This is a genomic window from Mycolicibacter hiberniae (assembly GCF_010729485.1).
In the GTDB taxonomy this organism is placed as follows: Bacteria; Actinomycetota; Actinomycetes; order Mycobacteriales; family Mycobacteriaceae; genus Mycobacterium; species Mycobacterium hiberniae.
In genome coordinates this window covers 2,024,952-2,046,652 of record NZ_AP022609.1, presented here as the reverse complement: position 1 = coordinate 2,046,652, position 21,701 = coordinate 2,024,952, and the positions used below count along the sequence as shown (strand labels likewise).

Annotated in this window: 23 protein-coding genes; 14 read left to right on the top strand and 9 right to left on the bottom strand. The window is 69.2% G+C overall.

Annotated elements, in window-relative coordinates; genetic code table 11:
• Window positions 1–25: 25 nt before the first annotated feature.
• Window positions 26–1,351: a DUF349 domain-containing protein gene (locus G6N14_RS09570; RefSeq protein ID WP_085134461.1), complete on the bottom strand. Its 1,326-nt coding sequence runs from the start codon at window positions 1,349–1,351 to the stop codon at window positions 26–28.
• Window positions 1,352–1,589: 238 nt separating this feature from the next.
• On the opposite strand from G6N14_RS09570, the gene G6N14_RS09565 reads away from it, so the two are divergent.
• From G6N14_RS09565 to G6N14_RS09525, 9 genes are all read left to right on the top strand, one after another.
• A complete protein-coding gene (locus G6N14_RS09565) occupies window positions 1,590–2,468 on the top strand; it encodes a DMT family transporter (protein WP_085134460.1) in 879 nt (292 codons plus the stop codon).
• 96 nt (window positions 2,469–2,564) lie between these two features.
• Window positions 2,565–3,482 (top strand): DMT family transporter, encoded by a 918-nt coding sequence (locus G6N14_RS09560; protein ID WP_085134459.1) that lies wholly within the window; start codon window positions 2,565–2,567, stop codon window positions 3,480–3,482.
• Between the two features lie 10 nt (window positions 3,483–3,492).
• Window positions 3,493–4,161, top strand: coding sequence for a class III extradiol ring-cleavage dioxygenase family protein (locus G6N14_RS09555; RefSeq protein ID WP_085134518.1), 669 nt, complete (start codon window positions 3,493–3,495; stop codon window positions 4,159–4,161).
• Window positions 4,158–5,063, top strand: coding sequence for a tRNA (adenosine(37)-N6)-dimethylallyltransferase MiaA (miaA, locus tag G6N14_RS09550; protein ID WP_085134458.1), 906 nt, complete (start codon window positions 4,158–4,160; stop codon window positions 5,061–5,063). The genes G6N14_RS09555 and miaA overlap by 4 nt, the downstream gene beginning before the upstream one ends.
• Before the next feature lie 4 nt (window positions 5,064–5,067).
• Window positions 5,068–5,946, top strand: a complete 879-nt coding sequence (dapF, locus tag G6N14_RS09545; RefSeq protein ID WP_085134457.1) for a diaminopimelate epimerase — start codon at window positions 5,068–5,070, stop codon at window positions 5,944–5,946.
• Window positions 5,943–7,364: a GTPase HflX gene (gene hflX / locus G6N14_RS09540; RefSeq protein WP_085134519.1), complete on the top strand. Its 1,422-nt coding sequence runs from the start codon at window positions 5,943–5,945 to the stop codon at window positions 7,362–7,364. The genes dapF and hflX overlap by 4 nt, the downstream gene beginning before the upstream one ends.
• Window positions 7,365–7,577: 213 nt before the next feature.
• Complete coding sequence (locus tag G6N14_RS09535; RefSeq protein WP_085134456.1) at window positions 7,578–8,909, top strand: DEAD/DEAH box helicase; 1,332 nt, start codon at window positions 7,578–7,580, stop codon at window positions 8,907–8,909.
• A 90-nt stretch (window positions 8,910–8,999) separates the two neighbouring features.
• Window positions 9,000–10,160 (top strand): acyl-CoA dehydrogenase family protein, encoded by a 1,161-nt coding sequence (locus G6N14_RS09530; protein ID WP_085134455.1) that lies wholly within the window; start codon window positions 9,000–9,002, stop codon window positions 10,158–10,160.
• A gap of 230 nt (window positions 10,161–10,390) precedes the next feature.
• Window positions 10,391–12,367 (top strand): LGFP repeat-containing protein, encoded by a 1,977-nt coding sequence (locus G6N14_RS09525; RefSeq protein WP_234808815.1) that lies wholly within the window; start codon window positions 10,391–10,393, stop codon window positions 12,365–12,367.
• On the opposite strand, the gene G6N14_RS09520 is transcribed toward G6N14_RS09525, so the two are convergent.
• Together G6N14_RS09520 and lexA are read right to left on the bottom strand one after the other, a co-directional pair.
• Window positions 12,368–12,820, bottom strand: coding sequence for a nuclear transport factor 2 family protein (locus G6N14_RS09520; protein WP_197747345.1), 453 nt, complete (start codon window positions 12,818–12,820; stop codon window positions 12,368–12,370).
• A gap of 2 nt (window positions 12,821–12,822) precedes the next feature.
• Complete coding sequence (lexA, locus tag G6N14_RS09515) at window positions 12,823–13,509, bottom strand: transcriptional repressor LexA (protein WP_085134452.1); 687 nt, start codon at window positions 13,507–13,509, stop codon at window positions 12,823–12,825.
• A 214-nt stretch (window positions 13,510–13,723) separates the two neighbouring features.
• On the opposite strand from lexA, the gene G6N14_RS09510 reads away from it, so the two are divergent.
• From G6N14_RS09510 to G6N14_RS09500, 3 genes are all read left to right on the top strand, one after another.
• Window positions 13,724–14,224, top strand: a complete 501-nt coding sequence (locus G6N14_RS09510) for a LysM peptidoglycan-binding domain-containing protein (protein ID WP_085134451.1) — start codon at window positions 13,724–13,726, stop codon at window positions 14,222–14,224.
• A 145-nt stretch (window positions 14,225–14,369) separates the two neighbouring features.
• A complete protein-coding gene (nrdR, locus tag G6N14_RS09505; protein ID WP_046315443.1) occupies window positions 14,370–14,834 on the top strand; it encodes a transcriptional regulator NrdR in 465 nt (154 codons plus the stop codon).
• A gap of 35 nt (window positions 14,835–14,869) precedes the next feature.
• Window positions 14,870–15,355: a peroxynitrite isomerase gene (locus G6N14_RS09500; RefSeq protein WP_085134450.1), complete on the top strand. Its 486-nt coding sequence runs from the start codon at window positions 14,870–14,872 to the stop codon at window positions 15,353–15,355.
• 13 nt (window positions 15,356–15,368) lie between these two features.
• On the opposite strand, the gene G6N14_RS09495 is transcribed toward G6N14_RS09500, so the two are convergent.
• Entirely contained in the window at window positions 15,369–16,346 is a 978-nt protein-coding gene (locus tag G6N14_RS09495; protein ID WP_085134517.1) for a proteasome assembly chaperone family protein, read from the bottom strand.
• A 299-nt stretch (window positions 16,347–16,645) separates the two neighbouring features.
• On the opposite strand from G6N14_RS09495, the gene G6N14_RS09490 reads away from it, so the two are divergent.
• Window positions 16,646–17,701 carry a DUF4192 domain-containing protein gene (locus G6N14_RS09490; RefSeq protein WP_085134516.1) on the top strand — a complete coding sequence of 352 codons (1,056 nt, stop codon included), beginning with the start codon at window positions 16,646–16,648 and terminating at the stop codon, window positions 17,699–17,701.
• 10 nt (window positions 17,702–17,711) lie between these two features.
• Here G6N14_RS09490 and G6N14_RS09485 read toward each other — a convergent pair whose 3' ends face one another.
• From G6N14_RS09485 to G6N14_RS09475, 3 genes are all read right to left on the bottom strand, one after another.
• On the bottom strand, window positions 17,712–18,404 hold the full coding sequence (locus G6N14_RS09485; protein WP_085134449.1) for an iron-dependent transcriptional repressor DtxR: 693 nt from the start codon (window positions 18,402–18,404) through the stop codon (window positions 17,712–17,714).
• A gap of 176 nt (window positions 18,405–18,580) precedes the next feature.
• On the bottom strand, window positions 18,581–19,546 hold the full coding sequence (locus G6N14_RS09480; RefSeq protein WP_085134448.1) for a sigma-70 family RNA polymerase sigma factor: 966 nt from the start codon (window positions 19,544–19,546) through the stop codon (window positions 18,581–18,583).
• 127 nt (window positions 19,547–19,673) lie between these two features.
• On the bottom strand, window positions 19,674–20,099 hold the full coding sequence (locus tag G6N14_RS09475) for a DUF3099 domain-containing protein (protein ID WP_085134447.1): 426 nt from the start codon (window positions 20,097–20,099) through the stop codon (window positions 19,674–19,676).
• Between the two features lie 65 nt (window positions 20,100–20,164).
• Here G6N14_RS09475 and G6N14_RS09470 point away from each other — a divergent pair, with 65 nt between their 5' ends.
• Window positions 20,165–20,404 carry a DUF3039 domain-containing protein gene (locus G6N14_RS09470; RefSeq protein ID WP_085134515.1) on the top strand — a complete coding sequence of 80 codons (240 nt, stop codon included), beginning with the start codon at window positions 20,165–20,167 and terminating at the stop codon, window positions 20,402–20,404.
• Here G6N14_RS09470 and G6N14_RS09465 read toward each other — a convergent pair.
• Together G6N14_RS09465 and G6N14_RS09460 are read right to left on the bottom strand one after the other, a co-directional pair.
• Window positions 20,391–21,338: a YihY/virulence factor BrkB family protein gene (locus G6N14_RS09465; RefSeq protein ID WP_085134446.1), complete on the bottom strand. Its 948-nt coding sequence runs from the start codon at window positions 21,336–21,338 to the stop codon at window positions 20,391–20,393. The two genes, G6N14_RS09470 and G6N14_RS09465, sit on opposite strands and share 14 nt — an antisense overlap.
• 73 nt (window positions 21,339–21,411) lie before the next feature.
• On the bottom strand, window positions 21,412–21,606 hold the full coding sequence (locus G6N14_RS09460; RefSeq protein ID WP_085134445.1) for a DUF7455 domain-containing protein: 195 nt from the start codon (window positions 21,604–21,606) through the stop codon (window positions 21,412–21,414).
• Between the last annotated feature and the right edge of the window lie 95 nt (window positions 21,607–21,701).

The following is a 21,701-nucleotide window of genomic DNA, read 5'->3' as shown; positions in this document are numbered from 1 at the left end:
CGATGCTCAAACATCGGCTGGTAGATCAGCGCCGGTTGAGCGCCTGCTCGGCGGCCTGGGCCCATTGCCGCCACTGCTCGGCGTTGGCGCTGGCCTCGGCGGCCTCCTTGACCCGGCCCGCGGCCTGGGCCTTGAGTGCTTGCCGCTCGAACTGTTCGGCGCGGGTGCGGAATTGAGCCGCCCGGGCTTCGGCCTCGGGGTCCACCACGGCGGCCTCGGCGGCCGCGCCGGCATCCCGCACCTTCTTCTCCACCGCTCGCAGCCGTCGCTCGAGCTCCGCGGAGCGCTCCCGGGGCACCTTGCCGAGGGCATCCCACTTGTTGACGATCGAGCGCAGCGCGGCGCGCGCGGCGTTCTGGTTGGCCGGGTCGATGCGCTCCGCCTCGGCCAGCAGGGCCTCTTTCGCCGCGGCATTCGCCTCCAGCTCGGCATCACGTTCGGCGTTCGCGGCGTTGCGGGCGGCGAAGAAGGTGTCCTGGGCGGCCTTGAAGCGCTGCCACAGCGCCTCATCGACGTCCTTCGACGCCCGCCCCGCTGATTTCCAGGTGGCCAGCAGCTGGCGGAAGGTGGCGCTGGTGGCCGCCCAGTCGGTGGAAGCGGCCAGTTCCTCGGCCCGCTTACACAGCTGTTCCTTCTCCTCCCGAGCGCCGACCCGGCCGCGGTCCAGCTCGGCGAAATGCGACCCGCGCCGCCGGTTGAAGCTGTCGCGTGCGGCGGCGTAGCGCTTCCACAGCGCGTCGTCGACCTTGCGGTCCAATCCGGTGATGGTGCGCCATTCGTCGAGAATGGCGCGCATCCGGTCGCCGGCCGCCTTCCACTGTGTCGACGTCGCCGCCAGCTCCTCGGCCTCGACGGCCAGGGCTTCTTTGCGTGCCGTTGCCGCTGCGCGCTGCTCGTCGCGCTGCGCACGGGCTGCGGCGGCGTGGGAGTCGGCGTGCTCGCGCACCACCGCGATCCGCTTCTCCAGGGCCTCCACGTCGCCGAGGATGCTGGCGGTGGGCAACTGCTCGGCCAACGCTGCCGCGGACGCCTTGATCTTGCGGGCGTCGCCACTGCCGGAGGACAACCGCTCCTCGAGCAGGGTCACCTCGGTGCTCAGATCGTCGTAGCGGCGGCCGAAATGGGCGAAGGCCGCCTCGCGGTCACCGGCCTGCCATGAGCCGATCTGGCGCTCGCCGGCCGCCGTGATCAGCCATACCGTGCCGTCGTCATCGACCCGGCCGAATCGGTGTGGATCGCAGGTAGGCGGCCCCACGACGGCCGGGGCCGGCCGGGCGCCCGGCTTCGGGCCGGGGCGCGGCCCCGGACGCGGACCCGGGCGGGGGGCGGGCGAACCGCTGTCAGTGGTCATCGCTGTCGTCACCTAACCCTTCGCGGGATAGCCCGCGCATCTGCCGCGCGCCGCGGCGCCTTCGATATGCCTGGAAGTATTCAAGAGTATTCAAGCAGTTACCCGCCACACTGTGCCGACAACTCGGCGGTTCAGCGAGGCTCGACGCAGGAGAGGTCAGGCTGGGGCCGCCGCGTGGGCCGGGCTGTAGCCTGTCCGATCGTCACCGATATTCCCTGCGGACCGGTAGGAGGCGACGATGGCGAAAGAAACGGTAGCCGTGCTCTTCGCTCTCGGCGCGGCGTTGTTCGGCGCGATCAGCGACGTGATCCAGCAGCGCAGCGCCCGTCGTGTCGGCGACCAGGCTGTGGGATCCGCCGCACTGTTCGCCCGCTTGCTGACCGACCGGCGCTGGTGGGTCGGCAGCGTGTCGGGGCTGGTGGGGCTGGCTCTGCAGGCGGTCGCGCTCGGCCTCGGATCGGTGCTGCTGGTGGAGTCACTGCTGGTCACGTCCCTGTTGTTCGCGCTGCCGCTGGGGGCGCGCCAGGCCGGCCGGCGGTTGGCCCCGTCGGTCTGGCTGTGGGCGGGGCTGCTGGTCGCGGCCTTGGCGGTAGTCATCACCGTCGGCAATCCCACCGCCGGAGCGCCGCGGGCCTCGCTGGACGGCTGGGTGTGGGTGATCGGCGTGCTGGCGCCGGCGATGCTGCTGTGCGTGATCGGTGCGCGAATTTATGCCGGGCAGACTGCGGCGGCTGTGCTGCTGGCTGCGGTGTCAGCCATCGCCTGGGGAATTTTCGCGGTGCTGACCAAGGGGGTGGTCGATCTGATCGGCCATGGTCCACGCGCGCTGCTGACCGCTCCGGAGCTCTATGCCTGGGCAGCACTGGCCCTGGTGGGCATGGTTTACCAGCAGTCGGCGTTTCGTGCCGGGGCACTGACGGCCTCGCTGCCGACGATCACGGTGCTCGAGCCCCTGGTGGCCGCGACGCTGGGTGTGGTCCTGCTCGGCGAGGTGCTCAATCCGGGCCGTGACGCCGTCTTCGTCCTGGTGCTGGCGGTGGGCACCCTGGTCGCCGCGGTGGCGGCGCTTTCGCGGGATCAGGCGGCCACTGCTGAGGCCCCGGCGGTCGCCGCGTAGCGGGGGATTGCGCGCGGGCGGGGTGCCCGCCACGGGCCTTGCTCCCGGGCCGGCACCGCCGACAGCGGGTATCGTTTCCCGTTTGAGGAGGGGGCCATGTCGACAGGAAATGTCCTAGCGGCGCTGATCGCGCTGTGCGCTGCGATGGCGTCCGCGATCGGCGACGTGATTCGTCAGCGCTCCGCCCAGGAGGTCACCGACCAGCAGGTGGGCCACCTGGAGCTGTTCTGGCTCTCGCTGCGTGACCCGCGGTGGTGGGGTGGGGGCGCCGCGGCGGTGGCCAACTACGCACTGCAAGCGGTGGCATTGGCCGTCGGTTCGGTGATGCTGGTGACCGGCCTGCAGGTGACAGCGCTGCTGTTCGCGCTGCCGATCTACGCCTGGCTCACTCACCGTCGGGTGACCAACCGCGAGTGGATGTGGGCCGTTGTGCTGGCCGCGTCGCTGGCAGTGGTGGTGATCGTGGGCGATCCCACCGAAGGCAAACGTCACGCTCCGGCGGCCACCTGGATCATCGTGGCGGTGGTCCTGCCGACGGTGTTGGTCGGCTGCGTGCTGGCCGCCCGGATGTTCCGGGGCCGGCCCGCCGCCGCGGTGTTGCTTGCGGTGGTGGCCGGGACGTCGCTGGCGGTGTTCGCCCTGCTGACCAAGGTGCTGGTGGAAGTGCTCAAGGCCGACGGTTTCGCCGCGGTGCTGCGCGCCCCGGCGCTGGTGCCCTGGTTCGCGGCGACGCTGGCCGGGATGATCTTCCAGCAGTCGGCGTTTCGGGCCGGCGCGCTGACGGCATCCATGCCGACGATGATCGTGGCCAAACCGCTGGTGGCCACCGCCCTGGGCGTGCTGCTGCTCAACGAGACCATCCAGGCCGGTGGCGCAGAGGACGTCGCGGTGGTCATCGGCGTGATCCTGGTGGTGGTCGCCACCGCGGCTCTGGCCCGCGGTGAGGCGGCCACCATCGTCGCCGACGCGGGAGCAGACCTGGCCGTGCCGATGGCCGCGCCGTCGAACAGCTAACTTGGGTGCCGTGCTGGGACCGATAGCGATCATGCCGTCGGCGCCGGTGCTGGTGCCCGAACTGGCCGGCGCCGCCGCCGAAGCCGCCGAGTTGCGGAATGCGGTGCTGGGCGCCGCGGCGCTGCTGCCGCACCGTTGGGTTGCTCTGGGCGCCGGACCGGACGGGGTCTTCGGTCCAGACAGCGCAGGCAGTTTCGGGGGATTCGGCGCCGATGTAACGGTCCGGTTGTCGCCGAACGCCCGGCAGGCGGCCGATCTCCCGTTGTGCGCGTTGCTGGCCGGCTGGGTGCGCGGACAGGTCTGCCCGGACGCGGAGGTGGTGGTGTATTCCAGCGCCGATCCCGGTGCGGCGTGGACCGCCGGGGCGCGACTGCGCGCCGAGCTGGACCAGCTGGCCGAGCCGACGGGCGTGCTGGTGCTCGCCGACGGCGCCGCCACGCTGACGCCGGCCGCACCCGGCGGCTACCACCCCGAACACCGGGAAGATCAGCGCGCTCTGGAAGAGGCGCTGATCGGCGGCGACGTCGCCGCACTGGCCGGGCTTCCCGCGCAGATCGTCGGCCGGGCGGGGTTCGCCGCACTGGCCGGGCTGGCCGGGGCGGCGCCGCGCGCTGTCAAGCAGCTCTACTGCGACGCCCCGTACGGGGTCGGCTACTTCGTGGGGGTCTGGCAGCCGTGAGGCCGATCGTCATCGTCGGACCCACCGGCACCGGAAAATCACAACTGGCATTGGAGCTGGCGGCGCGGCTGGGCGGTGAGATCGTCAACGCCGACGCCATGCAGCTCTACCGGGGCATGGACATCGGCACCGCCAAGCTGTTGCCGCACGAGCGCGGCGGCATCGCGCACCACCAACTCGACGTGCTCGACGTCACCCAGACCGCGACGGTGGCCCGCTACCAGCAGGCCGCCACGGCCGACGTGGCGGCAATCATGGCCCGCGGCGCGGTCCCGATCATCGTCGGTGGGTCGATGCTCTATCTGCAGGCCCTGCTCGACGACTGGTGTTTCCCGGCCACCGATCCGGTGGTACGTGCCCGCTACGAGGCGCGGTTGGCAGAAGTCGGGGTCGCCGCCCTGCACGCCGAACTGGCCGGCGTCGATCCGGTCGCCGCCGCATCGATCCTGGCGACCGACGGCAGGAGGATCGTGCGGGCACTGGAAGTCGTGGAGCTGACCGGCCAGCCCTTCGCCGCTTCGGCGCCCGCCATCGGGACTCCGCGCTGGAATGCCGTGATACTCGGCTTGGATTGCGACACAACTGTTCTCGATGAACGGTTGGCCACCCGGACCGACTCGATGTTCGCCCACGGCCTGGTGGCCGAAGTCCAGGGCCTACTGGAGGCGGGGCTGCGCGAGGGAGTCACAGCCGCCAGGGCCCTGGGATACGCCCAGGTGATCGCCGACCTTCAGGCCGGCGGCGACGGCACCGGCGCCGCCGAACCGACGTTCATCGGCACCCGCCGCTATGTGCGCCGGCAGCGATCCTGGTTTCGGCGCGATCACCGCATCCAGTGGCTCGACGCCGCCGCCGGCGGCCTGCTCGACGCGGCGTTGCGCGCGGTGCGGCACGTATCCTGAGCACATGCTTTTCGCCAAGGGGCACGGCACCCAGAACGACTTCGTGTTGCTGCCGGACCTGGAGGCGGCGGTGCAGTTGACCCCCGCCGCGGTGGCCGCCCTGTGCGACCGCCGTCGCGGCCTGGGGGCCGACGGCCTGCTGCGGGTCACCACCGCAGGTGCAGCGCTGCAGGCAGGTGTGCTCGACCGCCTTCCCGAAGCGGTGGCGCCCGCGGACTGGTTCATGGACTACCGCAACGCCGACGGTTCGGTTGCCGAGATGTGCGGCAACGGAGTCCGGGTCTTCGCGCACTATCTGCGGGCTGCCGGCCTGGAAACCCGCGATGAGTTCGTGGTCGCCTCCCTGGCGGGGCCGCGGCCGGTGGTCGTCCACCACGCCGACGACGTGCACGCCGACGTCACCGTGGACATGGGCAAGCCGAACCTGCTCGGAAGCACCGGCCCGGCATTCGAGGCGGTGGTCGGCGGCAAGCTGTTCGCCGGCCTGGGCGTCGATATGGGAAACCCGCATCTGGCCTGCGTGGATCCGGAGCTGTCCGCGGCAACGCTGGCTGCCCTCGACGTGGCAGCCCCGGTGTCGTTCGACACCACGGCGTTCCCGAACGGGGTGAATGTGGAGATCGTGACCGCGCCGCGCGACGGAGCGGTACGGATGCGGGTGCATGAGCGCGGCGTCGGTGAGACCCGCTCGTGCGGCACCGGCACGGTGGCTGCCGCGGTGGCGGCCCTGGCCTATACCGGCTCGTCGACGGGCACGCTGTGCGTTGAGATCCCGGGCGGGCGGGTCAGCGTCACCGTCACCGAGGCCGGCAGCTACCTGCGTGGGCCGTCGGAACTGGTGGCCCGGGGCGAGATCGCGCCCCGGTGGTGGGCGGCCCAGTGACCTATCCCGACGCGAGGACGCAGCCCAGCACCGGTGAGCTCAACCTCGACGACCGCGCTGCATTGCGCCGGGTCGCCGGGCTGTCCACCGAACTCGCCGACATCTCCGAGGTCGAATACCGCCAGCTGCGCCTGGAGCGGGTGGTGCTCGTGGGAGTGTGGACCGAGGGCACCGCAGCCGAGGCCGACGCCAGCATGGTGGAACTGGCCGCCCTGGCCGAGACCGCCGGTTCTGAGGTGCTCGAGGGCCTGATCCAGCGCCGGGAACGGCCTGATCCGGCCACCTACATCGGCTCGGGCAAGGCCCATGAACTGCGGGAGCTGGTGCTGGCCACCGGGGCCGACACGGTGATCTGCGACGGTGAACTGTCGCCGGCGCAACTGACCGCGCTGGAAAAAGCGGTCAAGGTCAAGGTGATCGACCGCACCGCGTTGATCCTCGACATCTTCGCTCAGCACGCCACCAGTGCCGAGGGCAAGGCGCAGGTGGCGCTGGCGCAGATGCAATACATGCTGCCGCGGCTGCGCGGCTGGGGCGAGTCGATGTCACGGCAGGCCGGCGGACGGGCCGGCGGCAGCGGCGGCGGAGTGGGCCTGCGTGGCCCCGGTGAGACCAAGATCGAGACCGACCGGCGGCGGATCCGGGAACGGATGTCGAAGTTGCGCCGCGAGATCCGGGCCATGAAGCAGGTACGCGACACGCAGCGCAGCCGGCGCCGGCACAGTGACGTCCCCTCGGTGGCGATCGTCGGCTATACCAACGCCGGTAAGTCGAGCCTTCTCAACGCATTGACCGGTGCCGGGGTGCTGGTTCAGGATGCGTTGTTCGCCACACTGGAACCGACCAGCCGTCGTGGCCAATTCGACGATGACCGCCCCTTTGTGCTCACCGACACAGTCGGCTTTGTGCGCCACCTGCCCACCCAGCTGGTGGAGGCGTTCCGCTCCACGCTCGAGGAAGTCGCCGACGCCGACCTGCTCGTCCACGTGGTCGACGGATCGGATGCAGCCCCATTGGCGCAGATCAGCGCGGTGCGCCAGGTGATCTCCGAAGTCATCGCCGAACGTCATTCGGGCCGCAGCGACCAGCGCGCCCCGGAGCTGCTGGTGGTCAACAAGATTGACGCCGCGGGCGATTTGGCGTTGGCCCAGCTGCGCCGTGCCCTGCCCGACGCGGTGTTCGTTTCGGCACACACCGGAGACGGCATCGACGCGTTGCGGCAGCGAATGGGGCAGCTGGTGGCGCCCGTCGACACCGCTGTAGATGTCGTGATCCCTTATGGCCGTGGTGATTTGGTAGCCAGGGTGCATGAACAGGGCCGGGTTCAGCACGCCGAACACGGCGAGGGCGGCACCCGGATCCGTGCGCGGGTCCCCTTGGCGCTGGCGGCCAGTCTGCGGGAATTCGCCGCCCTTTAGGCATTCGGCGCACCGTACGATAGGCTGCGACCACGCGTCGTGGAACGCTTACTCACCGCCATTGCGGCCATCGGGCCGTGATTCAGCCGGTTCCGAAGCTCTTCTCGCGGCGATCGCTATTGCCAACAGGCAATCTCGCCAACCCTGTGTTGCAGATGTATCGGTCATTTCGTGTTGACCGCTGCGGCGCAGCCGATGCCGGAAAGGCATGACATGACAACCCCTTCATTCGCCGAACTCGGTGTGCCCGCCACACTTGTGCGCGTGCTCGCCGAGCGCGAAATCGCTGCTCCGTTCCCGATTCAGGTGGCGACACTGCCGGACAGCCTGGCCGGCCGCGACGTGCTGGGCCGCGGCAAGACCGGTAGCGGCAAGACGCTGGCCTTCTCTCTGCCGCTGGTGGTTCGGCTGGCCGGGGACAAGCGCCGTCCCGCGGCGCCCACTGGACTGGTGCTGGCGCCCACGCGCGAGCTGGCCACCCAGATCGCCGAAACCCTGGAACCGCTGGCCCGGGCCAGCGGTCTGAAGGTGACCACCGTCTTCGGCGGGGTGTCGCAGAACCGTCAGGTGGCTGCGCTCAACGCCGGAGCCGACATCGTGGTGGCCTGCCCCGGCCGCCTGGAAGACCTGATGAAGCAGCGGCTGATCACGCTGGACGCGGTACGCATCAGCGTGCTGGACGAGGCAGATCACATGGCCGATCTCGGTTTCTTGCCGGGAGTCACCCGGATTCTGGCGGCCACCGCCGAAACCGGTCAGCGACTGCTGTTTTCGGCGACCCTGGACAACGGCGTGGACAAGCTGGTTCGGCGCTTCCTGCGGAATCCGGTGTTGCACTCCGTCGATGAGCTCGACGCGCCTCCTCTGGCGATGACCCACCATGTGTTCCATGTGTCCGGCCTGCAGGACAAGAAGGAACTGGTGCAGCTGCTCGCGTCGGGAACCGGGCGGCGAATCCTGTTCCTGCGGACCAAGCACCAGGCCAGGAAACTGGCGCGGCAACTGACCGAGTCCGGTGTTCCGTCGGTCGATCTGCACGGCAACCTGTCCCAGCCGGCCCGTCAGCGCAATCTCGCGGCGTTCGCGGACGGCGAGGTCCGGGTGCTGGTGGCCACCGACATCGCCGCCCGCGGCGTCCACGTCGACGAAGTCGAGCTGGTGGTGCACGTGGATCCGCCCGCCGAGCACAAGGCTTACCTGCATCGCTCCGGGCGCACCGCCCGGGCGGGCAGCGCCGGCGACGTCGTCACCCTGGTCCTGCCCGAGCAGCGCAGTGAGACCAAGGTGCTGCTGCGCCGCGCCGGCATCACCGTCGCACCGCAGCAGGTGGCCGCCGATTCGGTTTCGGTGCTCGACTTGGTGGGGGAGGTCGCGCCGTTGCGCGCGCCCGCGCCGGTGGTCGCTGCGCCGGCCCGCGTCGCGACCGCGCCGGCCCGCTCGGGCCGCCCGCGGCGCCGCCGTAGCGGCACCCCGCAGCCGACTCCTGCTGCCGACTCCGGGCGCCGGCAGCGCGGCGGCACCGGCCCCCGGCGCCAGGCCGGGTAGGCAGCAGCTCCCCGCATCCACCACCACGGGCGACCAACCATCCGGTTGGTCTATCCTCGTCGGAAAGATCAGTCGACCGGAGGTCAGGCAATGAGTGCCGCAATCAAGTACCAGCGAACCCTGTTCGAGCCCGAGCACGAGCTGTTCCGGGAGTCGTTCCGGGCCTTCCTGGATCGCCACGTCGCGCCCTACCAGGAAGAGTGGGAAAAGGCCAAGATCGTCGACCGCGCGGTGTGGCTGGAGGCCGGCAAGCAGGGCTTTCTGGGCATGGCGGTGCCCGAGGAGTACGGCGGCGGCGGCAACCCGGACTTCCGTTACAACACGATCGTCACCGAGGAAGTCACTGCCGGGCGCTACAACGGGTTGGGTTTCAGCCTGCACAACGACGTCTGCGCGCCGTACCTGCTGGAACTGTGCAACGAGGAGCAGAAGCAGCGCTGGCTGCCCAAGTTCTGCACCGGTGAGCTGATCACCGCGATCGCGATGACCGAACCGGGCACCGGCAGTGACCTGCAGGGGATCAAGGCCCGTGCGGTCCGCCAGGGTGACCACTACGTGCTCAACGGCTCCAAGACGTTCATCACCAACGGCATCCACTCCGATCTGGTGATCGTCGTGGCCCAGACTGACCCCGACAAGGGCGCACAGGGCTTCTCCCTGCTGGTCGTGGAGCGGGGGATGGAAGGTTTCGAGCGGGGCCGGCACCTGGACAAGATCGGTTTGGACGCCCAGGACACCGCCGAGCTGTCGTTCACCGACGTGCACGTTCCGGTGGAGAACCTGCTCGGCGAGGAGGGCAAGGGCTTCATCTACCTGATGCAGAACCTGCCGCAGGAGCGGATCTCGATCGCGATCATGGCCGCCGGGGCGATGCAGGCGGTGCTGGAGCAGACGATCCAATACACCAAGGAGCGCAAGGCGTTCGGCAAGCCGATCGGCAGTTTCCAGAACAGCCGGTTCCTGCTGGCCGAGTTGGCCACCGAGGCCACCGTGGTACGGATGATGGTCGACGAGTTCGTCAAGCTGCACCTGGACAAGAAGCTGACCGTCGAGCAGGCCGCCATGGCCAAGTGGTATTCCACCGAGAAGCAGGTACACCTGATCGACCGCTGCCTGCAGCTGCACGGCGGATACGGCTACATGCGCGAATACCCGGTCGCCCGGGCTTATCTGGATGCCCGCGTTCAGACCATTTACGGCGGCACCACCGAGATCATGAAAGAGATCATCGGTCGCAGCCTGGGCGTCTAGCCGCGGCAAATCCGAACATTTGAGGCGTCGCGCGGACGCTCTCGGGGGCGCTACCAGCAGCTTTGGTAGCGCCCCTTGTTCGCGTCAGGGCTGATAGTTTGGCATCATTTCCGCAACGGGTCCGTATCTGTTTCCGCAATATCGGATACTGGGCTTCGAAATTCGGACGGATTGCGGGAAAGTCTATGCCGGGAATATTTGCGTCAATAACGATGCCTGGGAGGGCGCTGGTGACTAGTCCGAGAGATCGGTTCGGCAAGACGGCGGTGCGCGCGGCGCTCGGCCTCGTGGCGACGGTCACCGTGCTGTTGTCGGTGCACACCGCTGCCGCAACACCCGATAGCGATGCCCACGACGCCATCACGGCGGCATGGCAGGCGGCCGGCGGGGACGGCTCGCCGCTGGGGCCGCCCAAGGGGGAGGTGCACCCCGCCGGAATCGGGTTCGCCCAGGACTTCGCCGGTGGGACGGTCTTCTTCACCCCGGAGAGTGGCGCCAAGGCGCTCTACGGTGCGATTCTGGACAAGTACGAGGCGCTGGGCGGGGCGGCGGACAACGGCCTGGGTTTCCCCAGCAGTGACGAAGTGCCCGGGCTCGTCCCGGGCAGTCGGGTGGCCATCCTGTCCGGTGCCGACAACCCGGTGATCTTCTGGACGCCCGAGCATGGCGCGCACGTGGTGCGCGGACCTATCAACGCCGGTTGGGACAAGCTGGGCAGCTCTACCGGCGCTCTGGGTGTCCCGGTCGAGGACGAGCGCTACGACGGCGCCGTGGTCACCCAGAAGTTCAGCGCCGGTGCGCTCTCCTTCGACAGCGCGACCCGGACCTTCACCACGGTGCCGCCGGAATTGGCGGCGCAGCTGGCCGACGTGCAGGCCCAGGCGGATCCGGCGGCGGCCATCGACCAGGCGTGGCGCACCGCCGGCGGACCGGCCGGCGCGTTGGGCGCCAAGCAGGGCGGCCAGTACCCGATCGGCGACAACGGCGGCGCCGGCCAGGACTTCGTGCACGGCAAGGTCTACTTCAGCCCCGTCACCGGCGCTAACGCGGTCGCAGGCGACGTGCTGGCCAAGTACGAGTCACTGGGCGGGCCGGCCGGCAGCGATCTCGGTTTCCCGATCACCAGCACGGCCGACGGCGCGGCCGCCGGCAGCAAGTTCAACGCGTTCGCCGCCGACGACGAGCCGGTGATCTTCTTCAGCCCCGAAAAGGGCGCCTTCGTGGTGCGCAGCGCGATGAAGGCGGCGTGGGACAAGCTCGACGGAGCTACCGGCCGGCTCGGTGTCCCGGTGGGCGATCAGACTCTCGAGGGCGATGTGGTGTCGCAGAAGTTCAGCGGCGGGACGATCACCTGGAACCAGGCCACGAGTACCTTCAGCGCCGATCCGGCCGAACTGGCGCAATCGCTGTCCGGCGTGCAGATTCCCGGGATGAACCTGCCGGAGGGCAGTAAGGCCACCACGGGCGTCACCGCCAAGGAGACACGGTGGAATTGGCTGTGGGTGCTGATCCCCGTTGCGGTGCTGGCGGTTCTGGGCGCGCTCGCCGGGGCGGCGATGTGGTGGCAGCGGCGGCGGCCGGCCAACGGGCGTACGGGCACGCCGGTCGCGGTGCCCGCCCCGGCTGCCGATGAGCACGACGACGATGACGAGCAGTGGGCGCACCAAAACCACCGCGAAGACCGCCGTGAGGAGCACCGGGAGTTCGAGGGCACCGTCCGGCTGCCCAGCCGGTACGGGTCGGCGCCGTATCCCTCCGAGCCCGAACTGCCCGTGTCCACCAGTGCCGATGCGCCGTGGCTGCACTACGGCGAGAACGACAGCGAGGCCCACCTCGACGACGATGACGACACCGACACCGCGCCCACCCGAACGGTGACCGACGAGGACCTCGGTTCCGGTCGGCACGCGGTGGGCAACGGTGGCACACCGGCGGATTCGCACAGGTTCGGCGGCGGCGCGGAGCCGCGCAGCTTCGGCCGCGGCACGTCCGGGCGCGGGTTCGGCATTGAGGAGACGGTGCATCCGGTGATGCATCTGCCGCTCGACGACCCGTATCAGCAGCCGAACGGCTACCCGATCAAGGCGAACATCGGCTCGGGGCTTTACTACACCCCGCAGAACGCTCTGTATGACGACACCCTCGCCGAGATCTGGTTCGCCACCGAGGAGGCGGCGCGGCTCAACGGCTTCACGCGGGCCGGCTGATCACCGCATCGGCAGCGGCAGATTCGCCTCTGCCGGCGGGCGGGGCCCGAAGATCCGGCGCTGATCGTGGGCGATGCGAATGTCGTTGATGCTCGACTCGCGTCGGCTCATTCGGCCGTCGGGGGCGAACTCCCACAGCTCGTTGCCGTAGCTGCGCCACCACTGGTCGTCGGCGTCCCGGCATTCGTACTGGTAGCGGACCGCGATCCGGTTGCCCTCCCAGCACCACAGGTCTTTCCGCAGGGCGTAGTCGCGCTCGGCCGCCCACTTGCGTTGCAGGAAGGCCTCGATCTCCGCGCGGCCGGTGAGGAACTCGTCGCGGTTACGCCACACCGAGTCCTCGGTGTACGCCAGCGCCACGCGTGCGGGATCCCTGCTGTTCCAAGCGTCTTCGGCGGCCTGCACCTTGCGTTGTGCGGACGCGGCGTCGAACGGCGGGACGGGCGCGAACACGGTCAGATCTTGCGGATGACGGTCACGACCTTGCCCAGCACCACCGCGTCGTTACCCGGGATCGGGTCGAAGATCGGGTTGTGCGGCATCAGCCAGACCTGGCCGCCGGTGCGCTTGAAGGTCTTGACGGTGGCCTCCCCGTCGATCATGGCCGCGACGATGTCACCGTTGTCGGCGACGTTCTGTTGGCGCACCACAACCCAGTCGCCGTCGCAGATCGCGGCATCGACCATCGACTCGCCGACGACCTTGAGCAAGAACAGCTCTCCTTCGCCCACCAGTTCGCGAGGGAGGGGGAACACGTCCTCGACGGCCTCCTCGGCCAGGATCGGCCCGCCGGCTGCGATCCGGCCCAGGACCGGGACGAACCTGGGTGCGGGCAGCGCGTCCGACCCGGCGAATTCGGTGGTCTGGGCGGCCTCGCCGGCACCGGCCACATCGTCCAGGCCGCGGACGTCGACTGCCCGGGGACGGTTGGGATCACGGCGCAGATAGCCCTTGCGCTCGAGCGTGCGCAGCTGGTGAGCGACCGAGGAGGTGGAGGTCAGCCCGACGGCATCGCCGATCTCGCGGATGCTCGGCGGGTAGCCCCGCTCGTTCACCGAGGCGCGGATGACGCTCAGGATGGTGCGCTGACGGGGGGTCAGCGCCGAGTCCGGCCCCGTGGCGCTTCTGCTGCTGTCGCTCATGGGGGCGAATCTAGTCGCCGAGCTGCGATTAATCAAACATGTGTTCGAGGTGTGTCGCGCGCGCGTTCGAACTTCTGGGCGAGGTTGTCGGAGGTATTCGCTAATGTTTTCGACAACGATTCGATCACATGTTCGGAAATCGAACATACAAGCGATTACTATTCGAACAGTCGAGCGAACAGGGTCGCCGACGCCGAGCGAGGGAGAACCGCACATGATGCTCATCGACACGATCTCCGCGACCGCCGAGCCCACCCGGCGCCAGTCTGCGCGGACGCATCGGGCTCCGCTGACATCAGGTCGTGCCCACCCGGTCTACACCGGCCCGGCGCGTCTGGTCCGGTCCCGCCCGGGTGGCGCGCCGATGCGGCAGCACGGCACCGGGGTGCTGATGTCGCGCGCGCCGCATCGGCCGCAGGCGGCCAAGGCCATCACCCCGGCTACCACGGTGGTGCTCGCGCTGATCGCCGCCGCCATCACGGTGTGGCTCGGGCTGATCGCGCAGTTCGGCGCGGCCGCCGCCGGCGGTGCCTCCGCGGTGCCGGACCGGCTCGGTGTGGTACGAGTCCAGAGCGGGGAGAGTTTGCAGCACCTGGCGGCGCGCGTGGCACCCGACGCGCCGGCCGGGCAGGTCATCGAGCGCATCCGCGAACTCAACGGCCTGGAGACGGTGGCCCTGGACGCCGGCCAGACGCTGATCGCGCCGTTGGGCTGAGGCCCGCGTGCTCATCCGGCGGCCGCTTGCAGCCACTGCCGGACCCCGACGGCCGGCCGCGCAGGTACGCTCGCAAGGGTCTCAACAGCCCGGGGCGCCTCACCTGTCAGAGGGCCCTGGTTCTCGGCACGGCGAAGGAGCGGCGATGCACTGTCCGTTTTGTCGCCATCCAGACTCCCGGGTGGTGGACTCCCGCGAAACCGATGAGGGCCAGGCGATCCGGCGCCGTCGTTCGTGTCCGGAATGCGGTCGCCGGTTCTCCACGGTGGAGACCGCGGTGCTCGCGGTGGTCAAGCGCAGTGGCGTCACCGAGCCGTTCAGCCGGGAGAAGGTCATCAGCGGGGTACGGCGGGCCTGCCAGGGCCGCCAGGTCGATGACGACGCGCTGAACCTGCTGGCTCAGCAGGTCGAGGACGCTGTTCGGGCTGCGGGCTCACCGGAGATCCCCAGCCATGAGGTGGGGTTGGCGATCTTGGGCCCGCTGCGCGAGCTCGACGAGGTGGCCTACCTGCGGTTCGCCTCGGTGTACCGGTCGTTTTCCTCCGCCGCCGACTTCGAGCGGGAGATTCAGTCCCTGCGTGAGCACCGCGAGATGCCCAGTCCCGATTGAGCAGTACCGGCTCCTGGGAGCATTACGCTGGCGGGATGGCACCGCAGTTGCATCCGAACCTTGTGGAGCTGGCACCGCTGTTGGGCACCTGGTCGGGCGAGGGCTTCGGGGTCTATCCGACGATCGCCTCGTTCGACTATCTCGAAGAGGTGGTGTTCTCCCACGGTGGTAAGCCATTCCTGGTCTACGGCCAGAAAACCCGCTCGCCAGTCGACGGCGCGCCTCTGCATGCCGAGACCGGCTATCTGCGCGTGCCGCAGCCCGGCCGGATCGAATGGGTGCTGGCGCACCCGAGTGGCATCACCGAGATCGAGGTCGGCAGCTACGCGGTCACCGGCACCGGCGTGGAGCTACGGCTGTCGGCCACCGCGATCGGGCTGGCGCCGACCGCCAAGGAAGTGACCGCGCTGAGCCGCGTTTACCGGCTCGACGGCGATGAGTTGTCCTACACGCTGGAGATGGGCGCCGTCGGCCAGCCCGCGCAGAACCATCTGACCGCCACCCTTCGCCGCGCCGCGTAACCCGCGGCTCGGCTCACTCGTCGCCGTCGCGATTCTTCTTGGCCTCTTGGGCCAGGAAGCGCTCGAATTCGGCTCCCAGCTCGTCGGCGCTCGGCAGGTCCTCGTCGCGCGACAGTAGCGAACGGTTCTGCTGGGCGGTGACAAACGCGTCGTACTGGCGTTCCAGAGCCGTCACCACCTGGGCGACCTCGGCGCTCGCCTCCACCTGTTGGTCGATCTTGGCCCGGATCTCGGCACCGGCCTCGCGGAGTTCGGTCAGCGGCAACTCCAGCGCGCCGCTCTGGGCCGCCTGCTTGAGCAGCGCCTCAGCTGCGTCGGGGTAGTCGGTCTGCGCGACGTAATGGGGCACGTGAACGGTGAAACCCACGACCTCGTGGCCGTGCTGCGCCATCCGGTACTCCAGCAGGTTGGATGCGCTGCCCGGTACCTGGACCTCGGTGATCCACGGCGTGAATTCGCTGATGAGCTCCCGGTTGTTGGAGTGCGCGGTCAGGGTCACCGGACGGGTGTGCGGCACGGCCATGGGGATGGTGCCCAAGCCGATGGTCCGTCGCACTCCGAGCTGTTCGGCAAGCAGTCGCACGGCTGTGATGAAACGCTCCCATTTCAGGTCGGGCTCCATGCCCGCCAGCAACAGGAACGGGGTGCCCGCGCTGTCACGCAACGCGTGCAGGTTCAGCTCGGGCTCGCTGTAGTGGGTGAAGTGGTCGGATTTGAACGTCATCAGCGGCCGGCGCGACCGGTAGTCGAGCAGGTCATCGATGGCGAACGACGCCACCAGTTCGCTGTCCAGCGTGGCCTTGAGGTGGCGGGCCGCCAATCGGATCGCGTGGCCGGCGTCGGAGAAGCCCTCCAGGGCGTGAATCAGCACCGGTCCCTCGCCGTTGGCCGACACCAGCTGCGGTGCCGGAACTTCCAGCTCGTACATACCGCTCTGCTCGGCCTGGTAGTGCCGGTCCCGGCTGGGACCGTTGTCCGGGTAGTCGGCCATCGTCTTTGCCTCCTCGTTGTGCGGATCGCACTCGCCATTTTCCCCCACCGGGGGGGCGCACCGGAAAACGGTGCACTCTGTGGTGATCAACGTCGCTGTGCAGCGGCGGAATTCCGCGGGGGTCCGGCGTTCGCTCACCGGAGAATGCGCTGGCAGTCGGCCCCACGGCGGCGCGACGCCGCACGGTTGCGCGGCGTCGCCCGAACAGCTGTCCACAGCCGCCGGTTCATCCCCAACGCGGGGTGCGGCGTGGCATGGACGCGCCCGGCGTGACGGAGCTTGTCGTCACCGTTGCAGTCATGACAACAAAGCAACCGGACTTCACGCTGAACCGGCCCGAAGCGCTGATCGCGGCGTTGCCGGCCATCCTCGGCTTCGTGCCGGAGAACTCCCTGGTCCTGGTCATGCTCGAAGGTGGTGAACTGGGCTCGGTGCTGCGGGTCGATCTGACCGACGCGCTCATCGGCACTCTGGGGCGGCTCGCGGAGGTGGCCGCCGCCGCCGCGCCGGCGGAGGCCGTCGCGGTGCTCGTCGACGAGCAGGGAGCCGGCTGCCCGGCCTGCGGCGATCAGCACCGGGAGCTGATCGCCCGGCTGACCGAAGAGCTGTCGCGCCGCGACATCGCGCTGCTCGGAGCGCATGTGGTGGATCGGGTGGCCCGGGGCGGCCGGTGGCATTGCGCCGACGGCTGCGGTGCCGGCGGTCCGGTCGACGACCCGGAGGCGTCGCCGCTGGCCGTCGCCGCAGTGCTGGAGGGCAGGCGACTGTATGCCCGCCGTGCGGACCTTCAAGCGGTGGTCACCCCCGATGACGCGGTGCGCCGTGCCGCGGTGGCCGCGGCGATCGCCGACTGTGCGGCAGAGCGGGCCGCCGGGCGCGGTGCGGCTCTCGTCCGGGCCCGCCGCGACGTCGCGCAGGTGCTGGCTGCCATCGCTGCGCTGGCGGGGGGACAGGAGCCGGGCGAGGCGGAGTTGGCCCGGCTCGGATGTTCGCTGTCCGATGTGCTGGTCCGGGACACCCTGTGCGCCTTGGCGATCGGGGAGCGCGCCGCCGAAGCCGAGCTGCTGTGGTCGACCCTGGCCCGGGCTCTGCCCGAGCCCTGGCGCGCCGAGGCGCTGGTGCTGCTGGCGTTCAGCGCCTACGCGCGTGGGGACGGGCCGCTGGCCGGCGTGTCGCTGGAAGCCGCCCTGCGCAGTGTGCCGGGGCATCGGATGGCAGGCCTACTCGACACCGCCCTGCAATCCGGGCTGCGGCCGGAGCGTATCCGTGGTCTGGCCGACACCGGCTACCGGCTGGGACAGCAGATCGGGGTGCGCCTGCCGCGGCGGCAGGACCCGGATCGGCGGGCCGGTTGAGGACCGGGCGTCAGACCTTCTGGACCTTCACGGCGTGCGCCATCTCGTAGGGGAGGCTCACGTCGGTGTGGCCGGGGATCACGACGGTCACCCCGTCGTCGCCGTCAGTCTGGACGGTCACCCTGGCGTTGGGCACCACACCGGCTTCCTTGAGCCGGGCGATCAGGTCGATATCGCCCTGGACGTGCTCGGTGAGCTGGCGCACCACCACCGCCACCGGGGCGCCGGCCGGCAGTTCGGTCAGCCGGACGAGGTCGGAATCGCCGCCGCCGGACCCGGCGCCGAAACCGAGATCCAGAAGACCGGGGATGGGATTGCCGAACGGCGACGTGGTCGGGTTGTCGAGCACCTGAACCAGGCGCCGCTCGACGTCCTCGCTCATCACATGCTCCCAGCGGCAGGCCTCGGCATGCACCTCTTCCAGCGGCAGGCCGATGACGTCGACGAGCAGGCGTTCGGCCAGCCGGTGCTTGCGCATCACCGAGACGGCCAGGGCGCGGCCCTTCTCGGTGAGTTCGAGATGACGGTCGCCGGCCACCTTCAGCAGGCCGTCGCGTTCCATCCGGGACACCGTCTGACTGACGGTCGGGCCACTTTGTTCCAGGCGCTCGGCTATGCGTGCACGCAATGGGGTGACACCCTCTTCCTCAAGGTCGTAGATCGTCCTGAGGTACATCTCGGTGGTATCAACCAAGTCATTCATTCGGCACCTTCCGTCGCAGCTGAGTCTACTTGGGCAGCCAAGGCCGTGGTGAGCCGCGATGCTCGGCGTTGCGGCGGCAATGCAGGTCCGCAGATGCAGCTCCGGCGGGCCTCCGCGATCTGCGGCGGCCCGCCGGAACGGGGACGATGCACCGGGCCCGACCGAGCCCGCCGGTGTCAGCTGGCGTAGGAACGCAGCCGGTCGGCGCGCTCGCCCTGGCGCAGCTTCGCCATCACCTCGCGCTCGATCTGGCGGACCCGCTCGCGCGACAGACCGAACAGCTTGCCGATCTGGTCCAGCGTGCGGGGCTGACCGTCGTCGAGGCCGAACCGCAGCCGGATCACCTGGTGCTCCCGCTCGTCGAGGGTGGCCAGAACACTGCGGATATCGGTGTGCAGCAACTCGGCGATCACCGCGTTCTCCGCCGACATCGCCTCGGAGTCCTCGATGAAGTCGCCCAGCGGGGCCTCCTCGTCAGAGCCGACCGGCATGTCGAGGCTGACCGGGTCGCGGCTGTGCTCGAGCAGGTCGTTGATCCGCTCCGCCGGAATGCCGGACTCGGCGGCCAGCTCTTCGTCGGTGGCCTCGCGGCCCAGCTGCTGGTGCATCTCACGCTTGATCCGCGCCAGCTTGTTGACCTGTTCGACCAGGTGGACCGGAAGCCGGATGGTGCGGCTCTGATCCGCCATGCCTCGGGTGATGGCCTGGCGAATCCACCAGGTGGCGTAGGTGGAGAACTTGAAGCCCTTGGTGTAGTCGAACTTCTCCATCGCGCGGATCAGCCCGAGGTTGCCCTCCTGGATCAGGTCCAGCAGCGGCATGCCCCGGCCGGTGTAGCGCTTGGCCAGTGAGACCACCAGACGCAGGTTGGCTTCCAGCAGGTGCCGACGTGCGGACTCGCCGTCTCGTACCACCGCTGCCAGTTCGCGCCTGCGCTTCTCGCCGAAGCGCTTGCGGGTGTCGAGCAGGTGCTGGGCGTAGAGCCCGGCCTCGATCCGCTTGGCGAGTTCCACCTCGTCGGCGGCATTGAGCAACGCGGTTTTGCCGATGCCGTTGAGGTACACCCGTACCAGATCTGCGGCTGGGCTCTGCGCGTCCAGATCGCCGTCGATCCGACTCGTGCTGGCATCTGCCTTTGCCATTGCGGCCTCCCGTTGATCGGCTTCACTGTCACAGGTGTCAACGCCCGACACGCACGCAGAGTTCCCGGCCGATCGCATTTCCACACCACTTGACGTGCGGAAATACGGGAATGACTTTGAGAATGTGCTAAGAACCGTTCGCGTGCGGCGCTTCGCCGTCAGCGCTGTCGCCGGAATCCGGGCGCGGTGGCCGCTCCAGGGCCGGCCGGGTTCCGGTGGGGAACAGGGGGGTGCGCGTAGGCGCCGCCTCATAGCGGCGGGGCTCCTCTTTGCTGCGGGGCGGCCGGTCATTGGCGATCAGCACCGCCATCCACGGCAGCGGGATCGACGCCACCAGGATCAGCAGGGAGATCAGCCCGTTGTGCCAGATTCCGTAGGCGATCGCGGCGAAGATCAGCGCAGGCACCCGTAACGCCATCAAGGTCAGGTACTTGCGTACCCGCTCGCGGTGCTGCTGCTCGTAGGACGGGGCCGCCGCCGTGATCAGGACGGGTCGGCCGTCGTCGTCGAAACCCAGCTCGGGGCCGTGCTTCATCCCTCCACTGTCCCACATGTCCGGCTCCCCGGCACGAGGGGTTTTGGGAACACTGCGGTTCTGGGCACAATGGGAACATGGGCATAGACACCGACACCCTCGAGCGCACCGATTCCGAGGAACGCGTCGATGACGGGACCGACGGCGACACCCCGAAGTACTTCCACTACGTGAAGAAGGACAAGATCGCCGAGAGCGCGGTCATGGGCACCCACGTGGTGGCGCTATGCGGTGAGGTGTTCCCGGTGACCAAGTCGGCCAAGCCCGGTTCCCCGGTCTGCCCGGACTGCAAGCGGATCTACGCGACGCTCAAGCAGGCTTGACCGGATCGGTCTCGTCGCTGGCCTGGCCGGCCCGTGACACCACCCACCTACGCAGTTGGTGCAGGTGGGTGGCGTGGGCGGGCCACTCTTCCTGGACGGCCGCATTCAGTTCGGCGCCCAGCATGATCGCGAAGCCGAGCAAAAACGCGAACAGCAGGAAGGCGATCGGCGTCGCCAGCGCCCCGTAGGTGTAGCCGGTGCTGGTGATGTAGCGCAGGTAGATGCGCAGACCCATCGTCGCCACCACGAACACGGTCGTGGCCAGCAGCGCGCCGAAAATCAGCCGGTGCGAGGGCAGGGGCTTGGGCAGCGACACCCGGTAGAGCACCGTCACCGCGAGCAGCAGACCGAGCACCAGCGCGGGGTAGTAGCCGAACCGCAGAATGTCGGTCCATCGGGCCGGCAGCCGCTCGGCGATCGCGTGCGGTCCCAGCGCGGCCAGCGGCGCGGTGGCCACCGCGATCACCAGCATCGCGACGTAGAGCCCGAGCGCGAAGAAGCGTTGCCGCACCGGATGACGCAGCGTGGTCTGGTCGTGTGCCTCGACCACCGAGTCCACGAACGCCGAGATCGCCGATGATCCGGCCCACAGCGATATCACGAAGCCGAGCGAGACCACCTCACCGCGCGCATTGGCCACGATGTCTCGCACCGTCGGCTCAATGATCTCCACCACCACGTTCCTGGAGAAGAAGCTGCTGGCCATGCTGATCAGCCGGTCCTGGATGGTGGCCAGCGTGTTCGGGCCGAACAGCGGCGCCACGTAGGACAGACTGCCCAACATTCCCAGCAACAGCGGCGGCAGCGACAACACCGACCAGAAGCCCGCCTGCGCCGATTCGGCGAAGATCGAATCGTCCCAGCTCTTCACCAGGGTGCGCCGGGCGATCCGGAGCAGGTGATGACGGGAGGGTTTGGGAATCCGGTCAGTCATGACCAGCCCAGCATTCCTGACGAGTGCCGCTATTGCACAATCTGCTCAGATGGCGTGTTGGCTGCGCCTCGCGTCATGCCTCGGCCGACGCGCTGACCTGAATCACCGCGGCCAGCTCAATCAGCTTGGCCTCGTGTTCGTTGGCATGGTGCTGGCAGAAGAGAAGTTCGGCACCGGAGGGCAGCGTGGCTCGCACCCGGGCGGCCGCGCCGCACCGGTCGCATCGATCAGCCCGGGTGAGTTCGGGACTGGTCAGAGTCGCGTTCATGGGCTCCTCCGTTCTCGCGGTTGCTCTCAAGTGTGTCAGACGCTTGAGCGTTCGGCGTTGTTCCCGGCTCCGGCTGTGTCGTGTCTCACCCCGAA